Source organism: Bacillus sp. FSL K6-0073, from assembly GCF_038006085.1.
GTDB lineage: Bacteria > Bacillota > Bacilli > Bacillales > Bacillaceae_G > Bacillus_A > Bacillus_A cereus.
Map to the genome: position 1 here is coordinate 1757410 of NZ_JBBOUN010000001.1, position 15928 is coordinate 1773337.

Consider the following 15928-nt stretch of genomic DNA (forward strand, 5'->3'; position numbering starts at 1 on the left):
GGTTCCATATTCACTAATCGCATATGGGTTCTGTGCAATTTGCTTAACGGTAAACCAAGGGTCTTGAAGAATATTCATGTTCTATTTCACATCCTATAAAATGAATTTGCATAAACATATTCGCTTTTCGTTGTATTAACCCCTTTTGATAGATGTTTTTATAAAAGTTTATAAAATGGGCAAACGAAACGTTGAAATGTTTGTTTGTGTTGTGATAAGATGATGAAGTGATAATAAACGATATAGTGATTTGTTTGGTTTTTAAATAAACATTTTGAAGGAGTGTTTAGTATGAGCGATATTTCAGAGAAGTTTTGGGATGCGTCAATAGAGGAATTAAAGAAAGGGTATGTGTTTGATGAAGAAAAAGAGGGGTACATTTGCTTAGCTTGTGGTGAAACATTTATTAAAGGTGTTATTTATCAAGATAATCAAGTTTTGTATGAAGCAGAGAAGTTCGTCCAATTGCATATTCAAAATGAGCATACGTCTATGTTTGATTATTTGCTAAATATGGATAAGAAATTTACTGGATTAACAGATTTACAAAAGAAAATGGTTCAGTTTTTCTATATGGGACTGAATGATAAAGAAATTGTAAAAGAGTTGGATGGCGGAAGTACATCAACAATTCGTAATCATCGATTTACACTGCGAGAGAAAATGAAGCAAGCAAAAGTATTTTTAGCGCTAATGGAATTATCAGAAGAAAAATCAAAACTACAAACGAAATTTGTACCAATTCATAGAACAGCAACGATGGTGGATGACCGATACAATATTACGGAAGAAGAAAATAATGAAGTATTAAAAGCTCACTTTACAGAAGGATTAGATGGACCTCTCTCTAAATTTCCGAAGAAACAAAAGCGTAAATTAATTATATTGCGTCATTTAGTGAAGAAGTTTGATAGTAATAAAAAGTATACTGAAAAAGAAGTAAATACAGTGATAGAAAATGTATACTCTGATTTCGTAACTTTAAGAAGATATTTAATTGAATATGGATTTTTAGATCGAACAGCCGATGGAAGTCAATATTGGGTGAAGTTATAATCATATGAAAAGAAAATGAATAGAAGCACAGTATTATAACAACTATACAAAGAGATAGAGATTGAAAATAGATGTTTAATAAAAGGAGAAATGAAATTTGAAACCACCTGCAGATAACAATAAAGAAGGTGCGGAGTCACATAAGTTGGAAAGTGAGAGTAAACCGATTTGGAAATCGATGTCGATGTTTTTAGTACCGTTATTATTAAGTAATGTACTACAATCAGTTGGACAATTATTTGGTATGGTAGTAGTAGGAAGATGGCTTGGAGTTAATGATTTAGCGGCTATATCAGCATTCTTCCCATTATTTTTCTTGCTCGTTTCATTTGTAATTGGTATCGGTTCAGGAAGCTCTATTTTAATTGGTCAGGCGTTTGGTGCTAAAAACGAAGATCGTTTAAAAGCTATCGTTGGTACGACGCTGACATTTACCTTTATTATTGGAGTTGTGTTGGCGATAATAGGAAGTATTTTTGCGATGGATATTATGCATCTAATGGGAACGCCAGAAAATATTATTGAAATAAGTGTACATTATGCACGGATTTTATTTATATCGATGCCAGTATTATTTTTATATTTCGCATATACAACATTTATGAGAGGTACAGGAGATTCTAAAACGCCATTTTACTTTTTAATTGTAAGTACAGTACTAAATATGATTTTATTACCAGTTCTTATTTTTGGATGGTTAGGAGCTCCGAAATTAGATGTGTATGGAGCAGCCTATGCATCTGTTATATCTACAGTTATTACGTTTATTGTCATGCTTGTGTATTTAAAGAAGAAAAATCACCCATTACAACTAGATGGAACGGTTAGAAAATACCTTCGAATGGATGGGGAGTTATTAAAGCTATTGCTAAGGCTCGGTATACCGGCAAGTATAAATATGATATTAGTTTCATTATCTGAGATTGCCGTAATCGCATTTGTAAATCGTTACGGTTCGGATGCAACAGCTGCTTACGGCGTTGTGAATCAAGTTGCAAGTTATGTACAAATGCCAGCAGTTAGCCTTGGTATTACAGTTTCTATTTTTGCAGCACAATCAATTGGGGCGAATCAATTTGATCGATTGCAGAAAGTTGTGAAGGCCGGAATTATTATGAACTACGTCATCGGTGGTGTGTTAATATCTCTTATTTATTTATTCTCAAGAGACATTTTATCACTATTTTTAACGAGTCAAACTACAATTGAAATTGCTCATAGCTTAGTTATGATTACGTTATGGAGTTATTTAATTTTCGGTCATGCACAAATTATTAGTGCGACAATGCGAGCGAGCGGTACAGTACTTTGGCCAACTGTTATTGGAGTTGTTTCAATTTGGCTTGTAGAAGTACCCGTAGCATATTATCTTTCTTACCATACAAGTCTTGGAATAGAAGGTATCTGGATCGGGTATCCAGCAGCATTTATTGTCAGCTTACTATTGCAGTATGCATATTATAAGCTTTCATGGCAAAAGAAACGAATTACACGATTAGTTAGTTAAATAGAAAAAATGTCCCTAAGTTATTAGACTTAGGGACATTTTTTCTTAAGTGCAGGTTTACAAATAGCTTTTTAAAGTTATATCAAAATGTTGTCTAATGAGTGTTTTATCACTCATATAAAACTCCCATGCTTTTTCCGATTCACCGATAATCTCAAAGGATTCCTCTGTAATATATAAAGCGCAATTATCCTCCAGTGCAATTCCTTCTATATTCCCTTGATGATTTTGTAAAAAGGAATGGAAGGCGTTCATTCTGTTTAATTGATTATAATGTGGACAAAATCTTTTATTAACAATCCCCCATCCATTACTCTCTATATAACCAGAACCTTCATAATCTGATCGGATACTAGACGTGAACCAACACATAGCACCAGCGCTATAGCCAGCAATAAGTGTCCCTTGTTGCAGAGCCAATAATAATTTTTCATCAAGTCTATGTTCTTTCCATTGCGTAAGCATGTGAATATAGTTTCCGCCACCTAGATAAATTAAATCGGCTGAATGAATCATCTCGTCTATTTCATACTTAGAAGGTGAATCTGTTGTAATGCGTAAAATTTGTACTTCACAATGTAATTGTTTTTCAAACGTGTCTAAAAATAATTTTATATAGATTTCATCATCATGACTAGCCGTTGGAATAAACAATACTTTTGGATACTGTTTATTTGTTAATTCTATAAGGCGTTCATTAATAGGCAAGTGATTTGAATCTTGTAAATCACCGCCACCAATGACAGCTAATTTCATAGTAAAGCACCACCTAATTATTTTTGTTATATAAAAATTCGATAGAAGAGAGTTACATTCCTTCTCTATATGTAATGAATAAGTAGAAAATGTAGTTTAAGTATATCGGGATAGTAAAGAAACTACTGACTATATATACCAATGAATTAGAAACCATTCATTGATATATAATATTTCATACTAATGTTTCAAAAAATGGAAAAAATATGTTTAAATAGATGTAATGAAGCATTCATTCATATTGAATTTATACTTATATTTTAAAAGGGTATCGGAAATAATAGCGATTTTCTAAAACAGTTTTTACTTTTAATAGGAAGTTGTATTACAATATGGTAAAATTATTTCAATATATTTATTTAATATGAAATACAAAGAAGGAGCGTGAAAAAAGTGGATTTTCGATTTGAATTTACAACGAAGCTGAAAGAATACTTAGACGATGAGAAGGATGAAAAAATAATAAAAGATGGACATAGAGATGTAATTTTTCACTATTTATATGCGTTAGAGACTGAAATTGGCGTTGTTAAAAATCCTAATTTTACTTTTTTTGCATCAGGAAGACGTTCACATATAGTGTTAGAAAACGTTGAATTTAAAACAGAAGTAAATGTAAAAAGTAATATAATTGAAATTACAAAAATAGTGGATAATGTAGTTATTCCGTTAGATACTATCGTAGCGAAGGATCGGGAATTATTTGCCCTTGGGCGTAATGAGAAGTTTAGTGTACAAATATTAGAGCAGTATCTCTTTGATACATTTGGAGATAAGTTAGGCTTATAATGAATAGAATGAGGTACGTATTTATAGGTAGTGAATTTTAGTTTGTATTACTTGCGTTTGACCTCTCATTTAATTTGTACTACAATTCGTAGTGTGAAAGGAGTCATACGATGTTTACGCAAAACTATAGGTTAAATGAGCAAGGATTAAATCATTTCTTTGGACCGCTTGAAGCGAAGATTATGGAGATTATTTGGTCTACTGAAGGTATTACTATTAAAGAAGTCCAGCGGAAATTAAGTGAAGAATCGCCTGTGAATTTTAATACTGTTATGACAGTTATGAACAGGTTAGTAGAGAAATTACACTTAGAAAAACAGACTGTGAAAAGAAGTGGCATATATCGTGCTATACAAACGAAAGAAGAATTCTTATCCAATCAAACGAAGAAAATGACACAGGAATTAGTGGGGGAATTTGGAGATTTAGTTATAACACATATGATAGATGAGTTAGAGCAGGCTGATCCGAATTTAATAAAAAAATTAGAAGACAAATTGAATCAGTTAAAAAAAGAGGATCGATGAAATGAAAGGGCAAATGCGTAAAATCGTATTGTTAGCACTCATTGTTAGTACCCTCTTTTTCAGCTTGTTATTGTATTATGTTACATATCCATTTCTCTTTCAAAATAAGGCATTCTTCCTTTCAAAGTTTTGCTTGTTTCAGTTAGAAAAACATATGAAAGAACTATCAATGGTTCGTATTATAATAGCGGGGTTATTATTAATTACTGTATTGATTGTTTGTAAAAGAATTTGGCGGCAATTTTTCTATAGTAAAAAAGTACAAAAAGTACTTATCCCATTTATTAGAAAAGGGAAACAAATATATATACTGCCGACTGCGGAAGTTGCAGCGTTTACAATTGGATTATTCCGTCCGAAAGTTGTCATGTCGGAAGGTTTGCTTCAGACGTTTTCAGATGAAGAGATTGATGCGATTATTTTCCATGAAGAATATCATCAAAATAATTGGGATCCGCTAAAATTATTTTGTTTTACGTTATTAGCAGAAGGAATGATGTACATCCCGATATTAAAAGAATTGTTACAACGATATCATACGTATCAAGAGTTAGCAGCAGATAAATATGCGATGAAAAAAATGGAATCTTCATTTGAGTTAGGTAGCGCGTTATTAAAATTAATTAAAATAAAGACAATGGAAAATCGATGTGTTACAGCTTCATTTGCAAAAACAGCAATAAATTTACGAATCGAGCAAGTGTTAAATGAAAAGGTTGCTAAGCTTACTATTCCGTTACATACGAACTCGGTATATGTAACAGTAGGGTTATTCTGTGTGTCAATTGTACTTATTGTCGGAGAGTGCATATAGCCTCTTTTTTTAAGAATAAACACTACTATATGTAGTGTGGATAGAGGTGTTGTCATTTATATCATTATACTTTTTATCGCTATATATATCTTATTTATCATATATTACAGGTATTTTATTGTATACAAATCAAATGACGAAAATGACAGCATTCTTTATTCGTCTATTTGGTGGATTTACAGGTTTTTAAAAATGAGGAGGAAGAAAAGTGAAGAAACTAATTGCTATTATACTAGTAGGTGCTCTCGTTTGGGCGGGGGTTAACTTTTATAATTCAAAGAAAGAAGAAAAGGAAAGAAAAGCGAAACAAGCAGAGTTACAAGAGAAAGAAGTATTACCACAAGTAGGTTTTAAAGCACCTGGCATCACATTAAAAGGATTGGACGGAAAGTTGCAGTCGTTAAATGATGCCAAGGGAAAACCATATATTATTAATTTTTGGGCATCATGGTGTGGGCCGTGTGAAATGGAGGCACCTGACTTAGTTCATATGTATGATAAATATAAAAAGGATGTTGAAATTTTTGCGGTGAATGCAACTGTTAGTGACCCAGTACAAGAAGCAAGCGCATTTGCTAATCGCTATGGATTTGAGTTTCCGGTTCTACTAGATATGGACGGAGTAGCTGGACTAGATTATAAAGTATTCTCTTTACCGACGACATTTTTTGTTAATAAAGATGGAATTATAGTAGATCATGTACGAGGTGTATTACCACCAGATCAATTAGAAAAGAAATTTAAGAAATTGATTGAGAGCTAAAAGGGGATTTCGTGATGATGGAGTGGATCGTGAGATTACAACCCGTATCTCTTATAATTGGAAGTCTATTTGGATTTATGTTGATGAAACGAAAGATGAGGCATCAAAATGCATCATATGAAAAAATGATGGATGCCGTAACAAATGCGTTTCTTATCATCGTATTTGTATGGAAGTTTGCACCAGCAATTTTAAATCCTGTATGGGCTTTTGGGGCGCCAGTGCAAGCAATATTAGCTATTGGAAGTATGCAACATATTGTAGTAGGATGCGTAATTGCTAGTGTATACATTGTTTGGAAAAGTAAAAAGGAACAATTTTCGCTTCGTATTTTACTTGATGTACTCCCTTTTGGATTGTGTGTGTGCACTATCTTTTATTTTCTATTACATCATGAAGTAGGTGCACTAACGACACTACCATGGGGAATGAAAATATATGAATCTAAACTTTTATATCACCCTATATTCGTATACGAGATCATCCTTGCTCTTTGTATAATGGGCTTGTTATGGATGAAAAATGAAAGGCTCGGAAATGGAAAGAATATAAGTGTTTTTCTAATTATTGAGGGTTTTGCTCAAATCATTATTTCGCTTGTTAGTGAACAAAATTCGGTTCTGTTTGGTCTATCAGCACAGCAAATAATGAGCTTTTGTATTATTAGTTTAGGGATTTTGTTGGTGCCGAAAAAATAAAAGATAGCCATGTACAGAGAGTATCTGTGTATGGCTATCTTTTATAAGCGTATTATTATATTGTAGAAACCTAAAAACCCCTTTATTAGGGGTTTTTAGGTTTCTATAGGTCTGCATGTGTTTCTTGTTTATCTGTATCCCATTTTGGAAGTTGTTTTGCTTGTTGATTTTCAGTGAAATTATTAAAGCCAAAAGCAAGTATGCATGTAAAGGTTAAAATAGCTAAACTAATCTTTTTCATTATCTTAGTGCCTCCTTAGTTAATAATTTTTGTTTTGCTTCGTAAGTTTTGAAAAAATATTTTTGAGATTTCTCTATTTTATTCACTTTATGAAATTCTACTGCTAATAATTCGTAATATTCTTGTGCATAATCGTATAATTCTTTACTGTTAAAATATGTAGTGCCTGCAATGATTGCGTTTTCTAAGTCGTCTAGAATACCAGTGTGTTGTGTTTTTAAGATAGTGAAATGGTGTTTATATTCTTGATTATTTAATTCATTACAAATTTCTAAGCCTTTTTGAACCCAATCGTTTGCAAGTTCTTTTTCATTTAAACTAAAATGTTCTTTGGCTTGTAGAAAATTGGCTTTTAGGTGTTTAGGTAATTTGTTTGTAACTATTGTAAGATGTCTAATAGCAAGGGTTGATAGATTTTGAGAAGAGTAGAGCCAACCTAAGTTATTTCGAACTTTTAAGATTAGTGTATCGTCTTTCAGCTTTTGTAAAATATTGATTGCTGAATTATAGTTCTCTTCGGCTTGTTCGAATTGTTTTAAATAAACAGAACATGAGCCTAAAATGTTTTCGCATAGAGCTATTTTAATTTCATAACGTGGATATTTTGAGAAAATCTCTTTCGCTTGATTTGCATAATTGATTGCTGTAAGTGGTTTGTTTGTATGGTGATTAAATATAGCAAATTTATATTTATATTCAGCTTCTTCTAGTTCGCCTGGTACATGTTTTAAAAGGGATTCAGCTTTTTCGTATTCTTTTTTTGCTTCATCATAATTTCCAATAATGGTAGCATGTTCAGCTTTAAAAAAGTGATAATAATAAGTAATAAAGTCTTCAGTTATTGGATTGTCTAAACGAACAATTTGACTAAAAGTATCATACTTAATGTTTGTCCAATCGGTTAGGACCTTATATTTAAAGTTTAGTAGGGAGTAGTAAAGCGATAGATTTTGATCAGCTTCAATTTTATTAATCTGTTTCTCTATTTTTTCTTTTAATTGTTTCGCTTCAATTAATTGCTCCGCTACCATTACTTGATATAAAATGTTTAATTCGTTGACAATCTGTTCATGCCCTTTTAATAACACACTCATTATATATTCCCCCATCCGATAAAAGTATCCTAATTTAATTATTTCTATAATAGCAAAATAGAAGAAGTATAAGAGTAATTTTACCATATTTTTCAACAAAATTCTGAAAAATTAATTAATTTTTACGTATTTCTTATTTTTATGTGAATATTACAAGTGCCTCTGGTAGTGGTGGGATGAATCTGACTCATGATACGTTAGCATCAATGGGAGGGATAGCTTCACTTGTAAAAATGTTTTTAGGAGGATTGTTCGGATTGGGTCCAACTGTTAAGTTTTTAACAAAAATTTCACTTTCTTATTTAATAAAAACAGGATAATCCGCATTTTATAAGAATCATCCTGTTTTTATTGATACATTAAAAAATCGGCGGAGTAACAGAAAACAAAACAATGGCATTTTTTTTAAAATGATTCACCCATTTATGCTTTAAATAAGCAGGTATCTTTACACTGTCGCCAGTTTCTAATACGTATTCTTCCTCATTTAAATATAATGTGATTTTCCCATCTAAGACAAATGCTAATTCTTCTCCTTTATGTTCTAGCACATTTTCTGATGAAGCTGTATTAGGCGGGACGGTCATAATTGCTGTTGCTAAATTTCCAGTGAAATCAGGTGAAAGCATTTCATATGATAAATTATCAATAATCATTTTCTTTCGTTTATGGGAACGTACAATTAAATCGTCTGTATTTGTATCTTCAAGTAAAAAGCTAAATGTTGGCACATCAAGAGCTTTAGCAAGCACTTTTAATGTTTGAATAGAAGGGTTAGCAGACCCACGCTCAATTTGACTTAACATAGATGGTGTAATATCGGCCATCTTTGCTAGTTCTTTACTAGTTAAACCTTTTTCTTTTCTTTGTTTTTCAATTTTTTTACCAATATCTATATTTTCCATAATGAAAATCTCCTTAAGGGTTATTAAATTATATTTAAATAAATTAAATTAAAATTAACTAAAGTTAACGATTTGTGTTAAACTATATTAAAATTAATTTAATTATAATTTATTATATGGTGAGCTACAAGGATATAAGGAGGAAACAAAATGAAAGAAATAGGGGCATTACAAGCAGAATACCCATTAGTGAATAAACTTATTGCAACAGAAGAAGTATTTTGGATAAATCCAAACATAGAAAAGTATGAAAGGGCAATAAAAGATTCACCACTTAATGAAAAGAATGTAAAAGATGCGGAAGAGAGATTAAAGCGTTTTGCACCATATATTGCGAAAGTTTTTCCTGAAACGAAAGGGACGAATGGCATAATCGAATCACCTTTAGTGAAAATATCTTCTATGAAAGAAGCTTTAGAGACAAATTACAAGCAACCTATTTTAGGAGAATTATTATTAAAATGTGATAGTCATCTTCCGATATCAGGATCAATTAAAGCTAGGGGTGGCATTTATGAAGTGTTAAAATATGCTGAACAATTAGCTTTGCAGCATGGTATGTTAACAGAAGAAGATGATTATTCCATTTTAGATAGTGATACATGTAGAGAGTTTTTTGCCAAATATTCAATTGCGGTCGGTTCAACAGGAAATTTAGGGCTAAGCATTGGGATTATGAGTGCCAAACTAGGTTTTAACGTAACGGTTCATATGTCAGCAGATGCGAAACAATGGAAAAAAGATTTATTAAGAAGTAAAGGTGTAAACGTTATTGAATATGAAGATGATTATAGTAAAGCAGTAGAAGAAGGAAGAAGACAAGCGGATGCGGATCCTAGCTGTTATTTTGTAGACGATGAAAACTCACATGATTTATTTTTAGGATACGCAGTAGCAGCATCACGATTACAAAAGCAATTAGAAGAGTTAGAGGTTGTAGTAGATGAAGAGCATCCTTTATTCGTTTACCTTCCGTGCGGAGTAGGAGGCGGACCTGGCGGCGTCGCATTTGGTTTAAAGTTATTGTATAAAGACAACGTTCATTGTTTCTTTGCAGAGCCAACACATTCTCCTTGTATGTTACTCGGTTTAATGACAGGCCTTCATGATAAAATTGCTGTTCAAGATATCGGGATTGATAATGTAACAGACGCGGACGGACTAGCGGTAGGAAGACCGTCTGGATTTGTCGGTAAAACGATGGAACCATTTTTGAGTGGAAATTACACAGTAAGTGATGAAGAGTTATATAGATTGTTAAAAGAACTAGCTGATACGGAGAATATTTATTTAGAGCCTTCTGCACTAGCAGGTATGATTGGGCCAGTGAAAGTATGTAAAGAAGATGAGTATTTACAAAAGCAACAGTTAACAGAGAAGGTGAAAAAAGGTACTCATATTGTGTGGGGAACGGGTGGAAGTATGGTTCCAAAAGATGTAATGAATGAATATTATAGGAAAGGTTTGGAGTTAACGGTATAAGAAAAATGAGGCTAATTGTAGCCTCATTTTTTCATGTACATAAAAATCTTTGTTATTTTCACAATAGTTCTTTATAGTATATATAAAGGATAACTAATATGGAATAAATACAACAAAAAAGCTTTATTTTACATAATAAGAGGATGTGTATACGATGTCATTACAGACTAAATATATAGCGGGTATTTCGCTTGGGGTTATGGGGATAGGCTTTGCGGCTTCTATCCCTTTTCAAGGAACGGTAGCAGGAGAGATTATACAAGGGGGATTTGAAGCTGGGTTAGTTGGCGGGCTTGCAGATTGGTTTGCGGTTACTGCTTTATTCCGTCACCCGATGGGAATTCCAATTCCGCATACAGCTTTGTTACCTAAAAACCGTAAACGAGTAACGAAAGGGCTCATCAATACGTTAGAAAATGAGTGGCTAACGAAAGAAAGTATTACGAATAAAGTAAAAGAAATGCAGCTAGCACAAATGGTGCTACAAATTGCAGAGAGAGAAATGCAGTCTGATGCTGTGAAAAAAGGCATTGTAACGATTGCTGAGAAGGCGATTGTTTCAATCGATACAGAAAAATTAGCGGTTATTATTGAAAAAGAATTAAAGACGTATTTACATACAATTAATACAAATAACATTTTACAAGTGCTTGTTGATCAATTAGTTGTGCAAGAATATGATGAGAAGACACTTGATTACATATTAGTGAAGGTAAAAGATTGGACAGCGCAAGATGAAGCTCGTTACCAGCTCGGTAGCTTAGGTATGAAGGCGATGGAAAATATAAAAGTAGATGGATTCTTGCAGTTTACTTTGAAATCATTTATGAATATTGTAGATGAAGATAAAATTGGCGGCATTTTGCAGAAGTTTATCATTAGTAATATTAACAGCCTACAAGAGGCTGATAATAGCACAAGACAACTTATATTAGCGAAGATTCGTCAAGAAATTATCAATGTAAAAGAAAATGAAGCCTTATTAAAGGAATTAGAAAATTGGAAAGAAAAGTGGATTGCGAATTGGGATGCTACTGACAAAATAAAAGAGATGCTAGAGCAAGTACAACAAAGAGCAGTTGCTTTTGTAAATAATGAAGAATTTGCTGATAAATATGTTATTTCATTTTTACAAAAACAAATGAATAAAATAAAAGAAGATGAACAGACAGTTCAAAAAATAGAAGATTGGTTACAAAAACAAGTTGTAAGTCTTGTTGAGAAGAACCATTCGAAAATTGGTAAGCTTGTACAAGAAAACCTTGATAAGTTAGATGATAAAACGTTAATCGAAATGATTGAAAATAATGTCGGTAAAGATTTGCAGTGGATCCGAGTGAACGGGGCGGTTTGCGGATTTATGATTGGATTAGTGTTAGAAGGAATTAAAGCGATTATATGAGAAAAACCTTCCGCAATTGCGGAAGGTTTTTTATTTTTCGAGAACACTCATATTCAAATTATAAGCTTTCTCAATATTTAACTTGTACGTCCCATTTCCAGTTTTAATCGAATTTTTATACCAATGTTCTTGGTTGTTTAATTCTGGATGTTCTTCTGAAGAAGTATTTTCGTTTTTCGTTAAATCTTCTACTTGTTCCCAAGGTGTACTTCCATGGGTTTCTTTTTGATTCGTTACTGCTGTTAAAGATACATCACTTTCTTTTGCAAGATGGACAGACACTCTTGAGCCTTCCTGTACAAACCAATTATTTTGTAATTGACCTGGATAAAGAGATAGTTCGTTATTTGAAGCACGGATTTCCACATTTTTATTTTGCGGAAGAACAAGCGTTGGTTTCACCTGTGGTGCTGAATTAAATAACGTATGCTGAACAGGTAATGATTTTAAAGTGATATACATCGTTTCTCCAGCCGTTTGAACTGAAAGAAAATCATCTCGTTTTAAATTGAGTTTTTCATTTGCTTTCGTTGTCATTTCATAAGTTCCCAAAAGATGAATTTGATTTGTATTATTTCCCTCTATCGTTAGAGGTTGATGTCCTGCATCTACTACGATTTTTTTGATAGATTCAGGTATATCAAATTGTCCGTCTGGAATATTACTCGTTTGCCTCGTTGTGTTAATAGAGTGACGAACTTCTTCTAGTAATCCAGTTGATAATAAACAGTAAAAAGCAATTCCGACGCTTCCTAAAACACCGATAAAGAAAATACTAAAAATATCATATTTAATAAATGATTGTTCCTTCTTAGAAAATAGAAGGTATAGTAAAACTTCGGCTCCAAGTATGATGAGTAAAACTGGCCACCATGCAGTTAGTGTATCTAATACTTGAATTCCTTTTACGACTGAAAATAGTAAAAAGCATCCTAACGATATAATAGAAAGCCCCATTGAGAATGTTCCAACACGCCAAGTCCTCATTCGCTTGTCCCACCTTTGTTTTCTTTATTTCCAAGTAACAATTTAAAGCCGCCGCCAATTAAAAGGAGTGCAACGATAGATGTTTGGAAATAGCGATAATATAGTTCACTAAGATGAATATTAAATATAGTTACAAAATAATCATTCAAAATAGGAAGGACTGTTTGATTTAATAAATAATAACCACCGAGTGTAATTAATCCGATACCGATCCATCTTTGATGATTTATAAAATAATCGATAATGGGTTCGTCTTGAACTCGTTCTTTTCCGTATTTTGCTGTTTGCTGTAACGCATCAAAAAAGCTATAGAACCAAATGATTGGTACTAAAAATAAAAACGCAGAAAGTCTTAATAAGTCGAGTAAATAAATAGATAGTAAGAAGGCTGCCATAAGCTGAAGACCACGGCGTTGTAAGCCTAAATACATATGACCTGCTCCAGGGAACATCGCTAAAATAGAAGCAAATGTTTTACTTTTCTTTCCCTGCTCGCGGTGCTCTTCAAAATCTTCGAAAATAGTACGGTCAATTAATTGCTCGCCACGTTCTTTTTTCTGTAGTTGCTGAACAACGTCAAAGAAATTATAAATCCATAAAACAGGTAACGTAATAAGGAAGATAAGAAAACTTTCTTGCGATGTTAAAAGTGCAACGAAAATGATCATACTTCCGATTCCTGTGCAAGCTACTAAAAATGTAAGTCCGCGTTGCATAAGTCCTAATTGGAAATGGCCAAGTCCAGGGATGATGGATAAGAGAATGATATAAAATCGTTCGCTCTCTTTAGAGGAATTTATCACTTCTCCAGCTTCTTGCTTTTTCGTTTGGTTTATAATGGTGATAACTAAATCTAGTAAGTTAATTACCCATAGAACAGCTAGTAAAAATAGAGAAAGAAAAGCAATATCACGTTCTCTTACTACTATGGTACAAAATACTGCAAAGGAGAATAGAAATAGTGATCCTCCGCTATATAAAATAAACCGTCCTAGCTTTTTTAAGTATAAATGTCCAAGCCCAGGAATTAGCCCTAATACAAGTGCTAAAAAGGGATTTTTATTCATGCTTTGAACCTCCGTCCTTTTTCGATGTGTCTACCGATTTGTTTACAATTTGTTGTGAAATAGAAGACTCGTTATGTTTTGAAGATTTCTCTAAATTTGATGTCGCTGTAAAAATATACTGAAATAAACCACTTACCATAAAAATAATTGTAGCCGCAGTCGCAATTATGTAATGAATGATCGTGCGCTTTAGTGAGGTTGTTTTTATATTTTCATTAGACTGTAGTGTTTCAAAATTAATTTGCGTCATAACTTCGTTCGTAAATGAATCATCATTTATCATTGGAAGGTTTTCATGTTGTTCATCAATACTTTCCATATAAAGTGCTAAACAATGATCACATTCATAAAGATGTTCTTCCATAGATTCACGTTCATTGCTTTCTATAAAATCTAATGTATAATTGCGCCAATCTTCTTTTGAATAATGCATCATAGAAACTCTTCCTCCTTCCAATGTTTTTTAATCCATTTTCGTGCTCGATACAGTTTCATTTCGACTGTTTTTACTTCGATGTTTTCCTGTAAAGCAATTTCTTGATAGCTCTTTTCTTCTAAGTAATGTGCGAGAACGACGTCACGGTAATTTTCGGGAAGTTCTCTCAGTTTTTGAGCAATGAGTAATTTTTGCTCTTTCGTCAATAATAAAGCCTCAATATTATGAGAGGACTGTATATTTTCCTCAGCTTCTTTACATAAGGAGAGTTCTTCACTTTCTCTAGCTTTCTTTCTCTTATAATCAATAGCGTGATTGGTGGCAATACGTGCCATCCACGTTTTTAATCCGCGAAATTGATAATTTGGGAGAGAGGTGTGAATTTTTACGAATACTTCTTGTGTAACATCTTTCGCATCTTCTTCATGTCTTAAAATAGAAAAGATAACTTGAAAAATATAATGACGATATGTTTGTACAAGGATACGAAAAGCATGCTCGCTTCCTTGCTGTGCTTTTTCAATTAATTGTTTTTCCTCAATCGGTCTCTCCCTCCTTTTTGACGCATTCTATTATATAGACGTAAAGAATGATAAGTCACCCTACACATTTTGTAAAAAAAGAATAATATATTTTTTGCGGGAGAGCTAGATGAAAAAAGGTGTGAAAAAATGGTAAAGAGAAGTATATAATGAGCAAGTAGGAAATGTTATACGGAGAAAGGATGTGAATGTTAGTAGGGAAAGGTTCATACTAACAAACATGAAAATTAAAATATTAATAGCAGATGATAACTCTTTTATTAGAGAGGGCATGAAAATTATTTTAAATACATACGAAGAGTTTGAAGTAGTAGATACTGTAAATGATGGGGAAGATGCTGTAGCGTATTGTAAAAAGCATGAAGTTGATATTGCTCTTTTAGATGTTCGTATGCCAAATATGAACGGTGTAGAGGCGACGAAGTTCATTTGTGAAGAGACGAAAACAAAACCGCTTATTTTAACGACGTTTGATGATGATGAGTATATTTTGGATGCAGTAAAAAACGGAGCGAAAGGTTATTTATTAAAAAATAACGATCCGGAGCGTATTCGTGATGCGATAAAAGGAGTATATAACGGTCAAACTGTTATGCAAGATGTTGTCCTCGATAAAATTAAGTCTAATTTAATGGAAAGTAAAGAGGAAGAATGTAAAATTGATAAGAGCCTTTTCACAGAAAGGGAGCTTAGTATTATCGCATTAATTGCAAAAGGTTTCTCAAATAAAGAAATTTCGAAACAGCTTTTTATATCTGAGGGAACAATTGCAAATTATATTACATCAGTTTTAGGGAAAACTGGACTTGAACATCGCACACAAATTGCGATTTATTACTTAACAGGGAAAGTAGATTAATGA

General features: G+C 32.7%; 19 protein-coding genes. 11 read left to right on the plus strand and 8 right to left on the minus strand.

The window, feature by feature from the left end:
- Positions 1-291 precede the first annotated feature (291 nt).
- Both MHB52_RS09305 and MHB52_RS09310 read left to right on the plus strand, forming a co-directional pair.
- Complete coding sequence (locus MHB52_RS09305; RefSeq protein WP_061664436.1) at positions 292-1056, plus strand: DUF2087 domain-containing protein; 765 nt, start codon at positions 292-294, stop codon at positions 1054-1056.
- Positions 1057-1153: 97 nt separating this feature from the next.
- Positions 1154-2563: an MATE family efflux transporter gene (locus tag MHB52_RS09310; protein ID WP_061664435.1), complete on the plus strand. Its 1410-nt coding sequence runs from the start codon at positions 1154-1156 to the stop codon at positions 2561-2563.
- Positions 2564-2620: 57 nt separating this feature from the next.
- Here MHB52_RS09310 and MHB52_RS09315 read toward each other — a convergent pair whose 3' ends face one another.
- Positions 2621-3319 (minus strand): peptidase E, encoded by a 699-nt coding sequence (locus tag MHB52_RS09315; protein WP_061664434.1) that lies wholly within the window; start codon positions 3317-3319, stop codon positions 2621-2623.
- 393 nt (positions 3320-3712) lie between these two features.
- On the opposite strand from MHB52_RS09315, the gene MHB52_RS09320 reads away from it, so the two are divergent.
- From MHB52_RS09320 to MHB52_RS09340, 5 genes are all read left to right on the plus strand, one after another.
- On the plus strand, positions 3713-4108 hold the full coding sequence (locus MHB52_RS09320; protein WP_000347526.1) for a DUF3942 family protein: 396 nt from the start codon (positions 3713-3715) through the stop codon (positions 4106-4108).
- Positions 4109-4218: 110 nt separating this feature from the next.
- Positions 4219-4635, plus strand: coding sequence for a BlaI/MecI/CopY family transcriptional regulator (locus MHB52_RS09325; RefSeq protein WP_016117546.1), 417 nt, complete (start codon positions 4219-4221; stop codon positions 4633-4635).
- 1 nt (position 4636) lies between these two features.
- Positions 4637-5449 carry a M56 family metallopeptidase gene (locus tag MHB52_RS09330; protein WP_016117547.1) on the plus strand — a complete coding sequence of 271 codons (813 nt, stop codon included), beginning with the start codon at positions 4637-4639 and terminating at the stop codon, positions 5447-5449.
- Positions 5450-5657: 208 nt separating this feature from the next.
- Complete coding sequence (locus MHB52_RS09335) at positions 5658-6212, plus strand: TlpA family protein disulfide reductase (protein ID WP_000733185.1); 555 nt, start codon at positions 5658-5660, stop codon at positions 6210-6212.
- A gap of 17 nt (positions 6213-6229) precedes the next feature.
- The gene (locus MHB52_RS09340; protein ID WP_137026413.1) at positions 6230-6910 is read left to right on the plus strand and encodes a prolipoprotein diacylglyceryl transferase family protein; all 681 of its coding nucleotides are present in this window, start codon (positions 6230-6232) and stop codon (positions 6908-6910) included.
- A 103-nt stretch (positions 6911-7013) separates the two neighbouring features.
- On the opposite strand, the gene MHB52_RS09345 is transcribed toward MHB52_RS09340, so the two are convergent.
- Entirely contained in the window at positions 7014-7151 is a 138-nt protein-coding gene (locus MHB52_RS09345) for a hypothetical protein (RefSeq protein ID WP_000724010.1), read from the minus strand.
- Positions 7151-8245, minus strand: a complete 1095-nt coding sequence (locus tag MHB52_RS09350) for a response regulator aspartate phosphatase (protein ID WP_000114846.1) — start codon at positions 8243-8245, stop codon at positions 7151-7153. Before MHB52_RS09350 ends, MHB52_RS09345 begins: the two co-directional genes overlap by 1 nt.
- A 143-nt stretch (positions 8246-8388) precedes the next feature.
- Here MHB52_RS09350 and MHB52_RS09355 point away from each other — a divergent pair, with 143 nt between their 5' ends.
- Complete coding sequence (locus tag MHB52_RS09355; RefSeq protein WP_001999537.1) at positions 8389-8565, plus strand: hypothetical protein; 177 nt, start codon at positions 8389-8391, stop codon at positions 8563-8565.
- A gap of 39 nt (positions 8566-8604) precedes the next feature.
- On the opposite strand, the gene MHB52_RS09360 is transcribed toward MHB52_RS09355, so the two are convergent.
- Positions 8605-9150 (minus strand): helix-turn-helix domain-containing protein, encoded by a 546-nt coding sequence (locus MHB52_RS09360; RefSeq protein ID WP_016117549.1) that lies wholly within the window; start codon positions 9148-9150, stop codon positions 8605-8607.
- A gap of 150 nt (positions 9151-9300) precedes the next feature.
- On the opposite strand from MHB52_RS09360, the gene MHB52_RS09365 reads away from it, so the two are divergent.
- Positions 9301-10632: a D-serine ammonia-lyase gene (locus MHB52_RS09365; RefSeq protein ID WP_061664942.1), complete on the plus strand. Its 1332-nt coding sequence runs from the start codon at positions 9301-9303 to the stop codon at positions 10630-10632.
- 154 nt (positions 10633-10786) lie between these two features.
- The gene (locus MHB52_RS09370) at positions 10787-12034 is read left to right on the plus strand and encodes a DUF445 domain-containing protein (protein WP_061664943.1); all 1248 of its coding nucleotides are present in this window, start codon (positions 10787-10789) and stop codon (positions 12032-12034) included.
- A 30-nt stretch (positions 12035-12064) separates the two neighbouring features.
- Here MHB52_RS09370 and exsE read toward each other — a convergent pair whose 3' ends face one another.
- From exsE to MHB52_RS09390, 4 genes are read right to left on the minus strand one after another with little or no spacing between them, the layout of a single operon-like run.
- Positions 12065-13021, minus strand: a complete 957-nt coding sequence (gene exsE, locus MHB52_RS09375; protein ID WP_016117552.1) for an exosporium protein ExsE — start codon at positions 13019-13021, stop codon at positions 12065-12067.
- Complete coding sequence (locus tag MHB52_RS09380) at positions 13018-14088, minus strand: hypothetical protein (protein WP_001039124.1); 1071 nt, start codon at positions 14086-14088, stop codon at positions 13018-13020. The genes exsE and MHB52_RS09380 overlap by 4 nt, the downstream gene beginning before the upstream one ends.
- Entirely contained in the window at positions 14081-14524 is a 444-nt protein-coding gene (locus MHB52_RS09385) for a hypothetical protein (RefSeq protein ID WP_000972351.1), read from the minus strand. Before MHB52_RS09385 ends, MHB52_RS09380 begins: the two co-directional genes overlap by 8 nt.
- Complete coding sequence (locus MHB52_RS09390; protein WP_306461541.1) at positions 14521-15066, minus strand: RNA polymerase sigma factor; 546 nt, start codon at positions 15064-15066, stop codon at positions 14521-14523. Before MHB52_RS09390 ends, MHB52_RS09385 begins: the two co-directional genes overlap by 4 nt.
- Positions 15067-15286: 220 nt before the next feature.
- Between MHB52_RS09390 and MHB52_RS09395 the strand changes: the two genes are divergently transcribed.
- A complete protein-coding gene (locus tag MHB52_RS09395; RefSeq protein ID WP_050569649.1) occupies positions 15287-15925 on the plus strand; it encodes a response regulator transcription factor in 639 nt (212 codons plus the stop codon).
- The last annotated feature ends 3 nt before the right edge of the window (positions 15926-15928 follow it).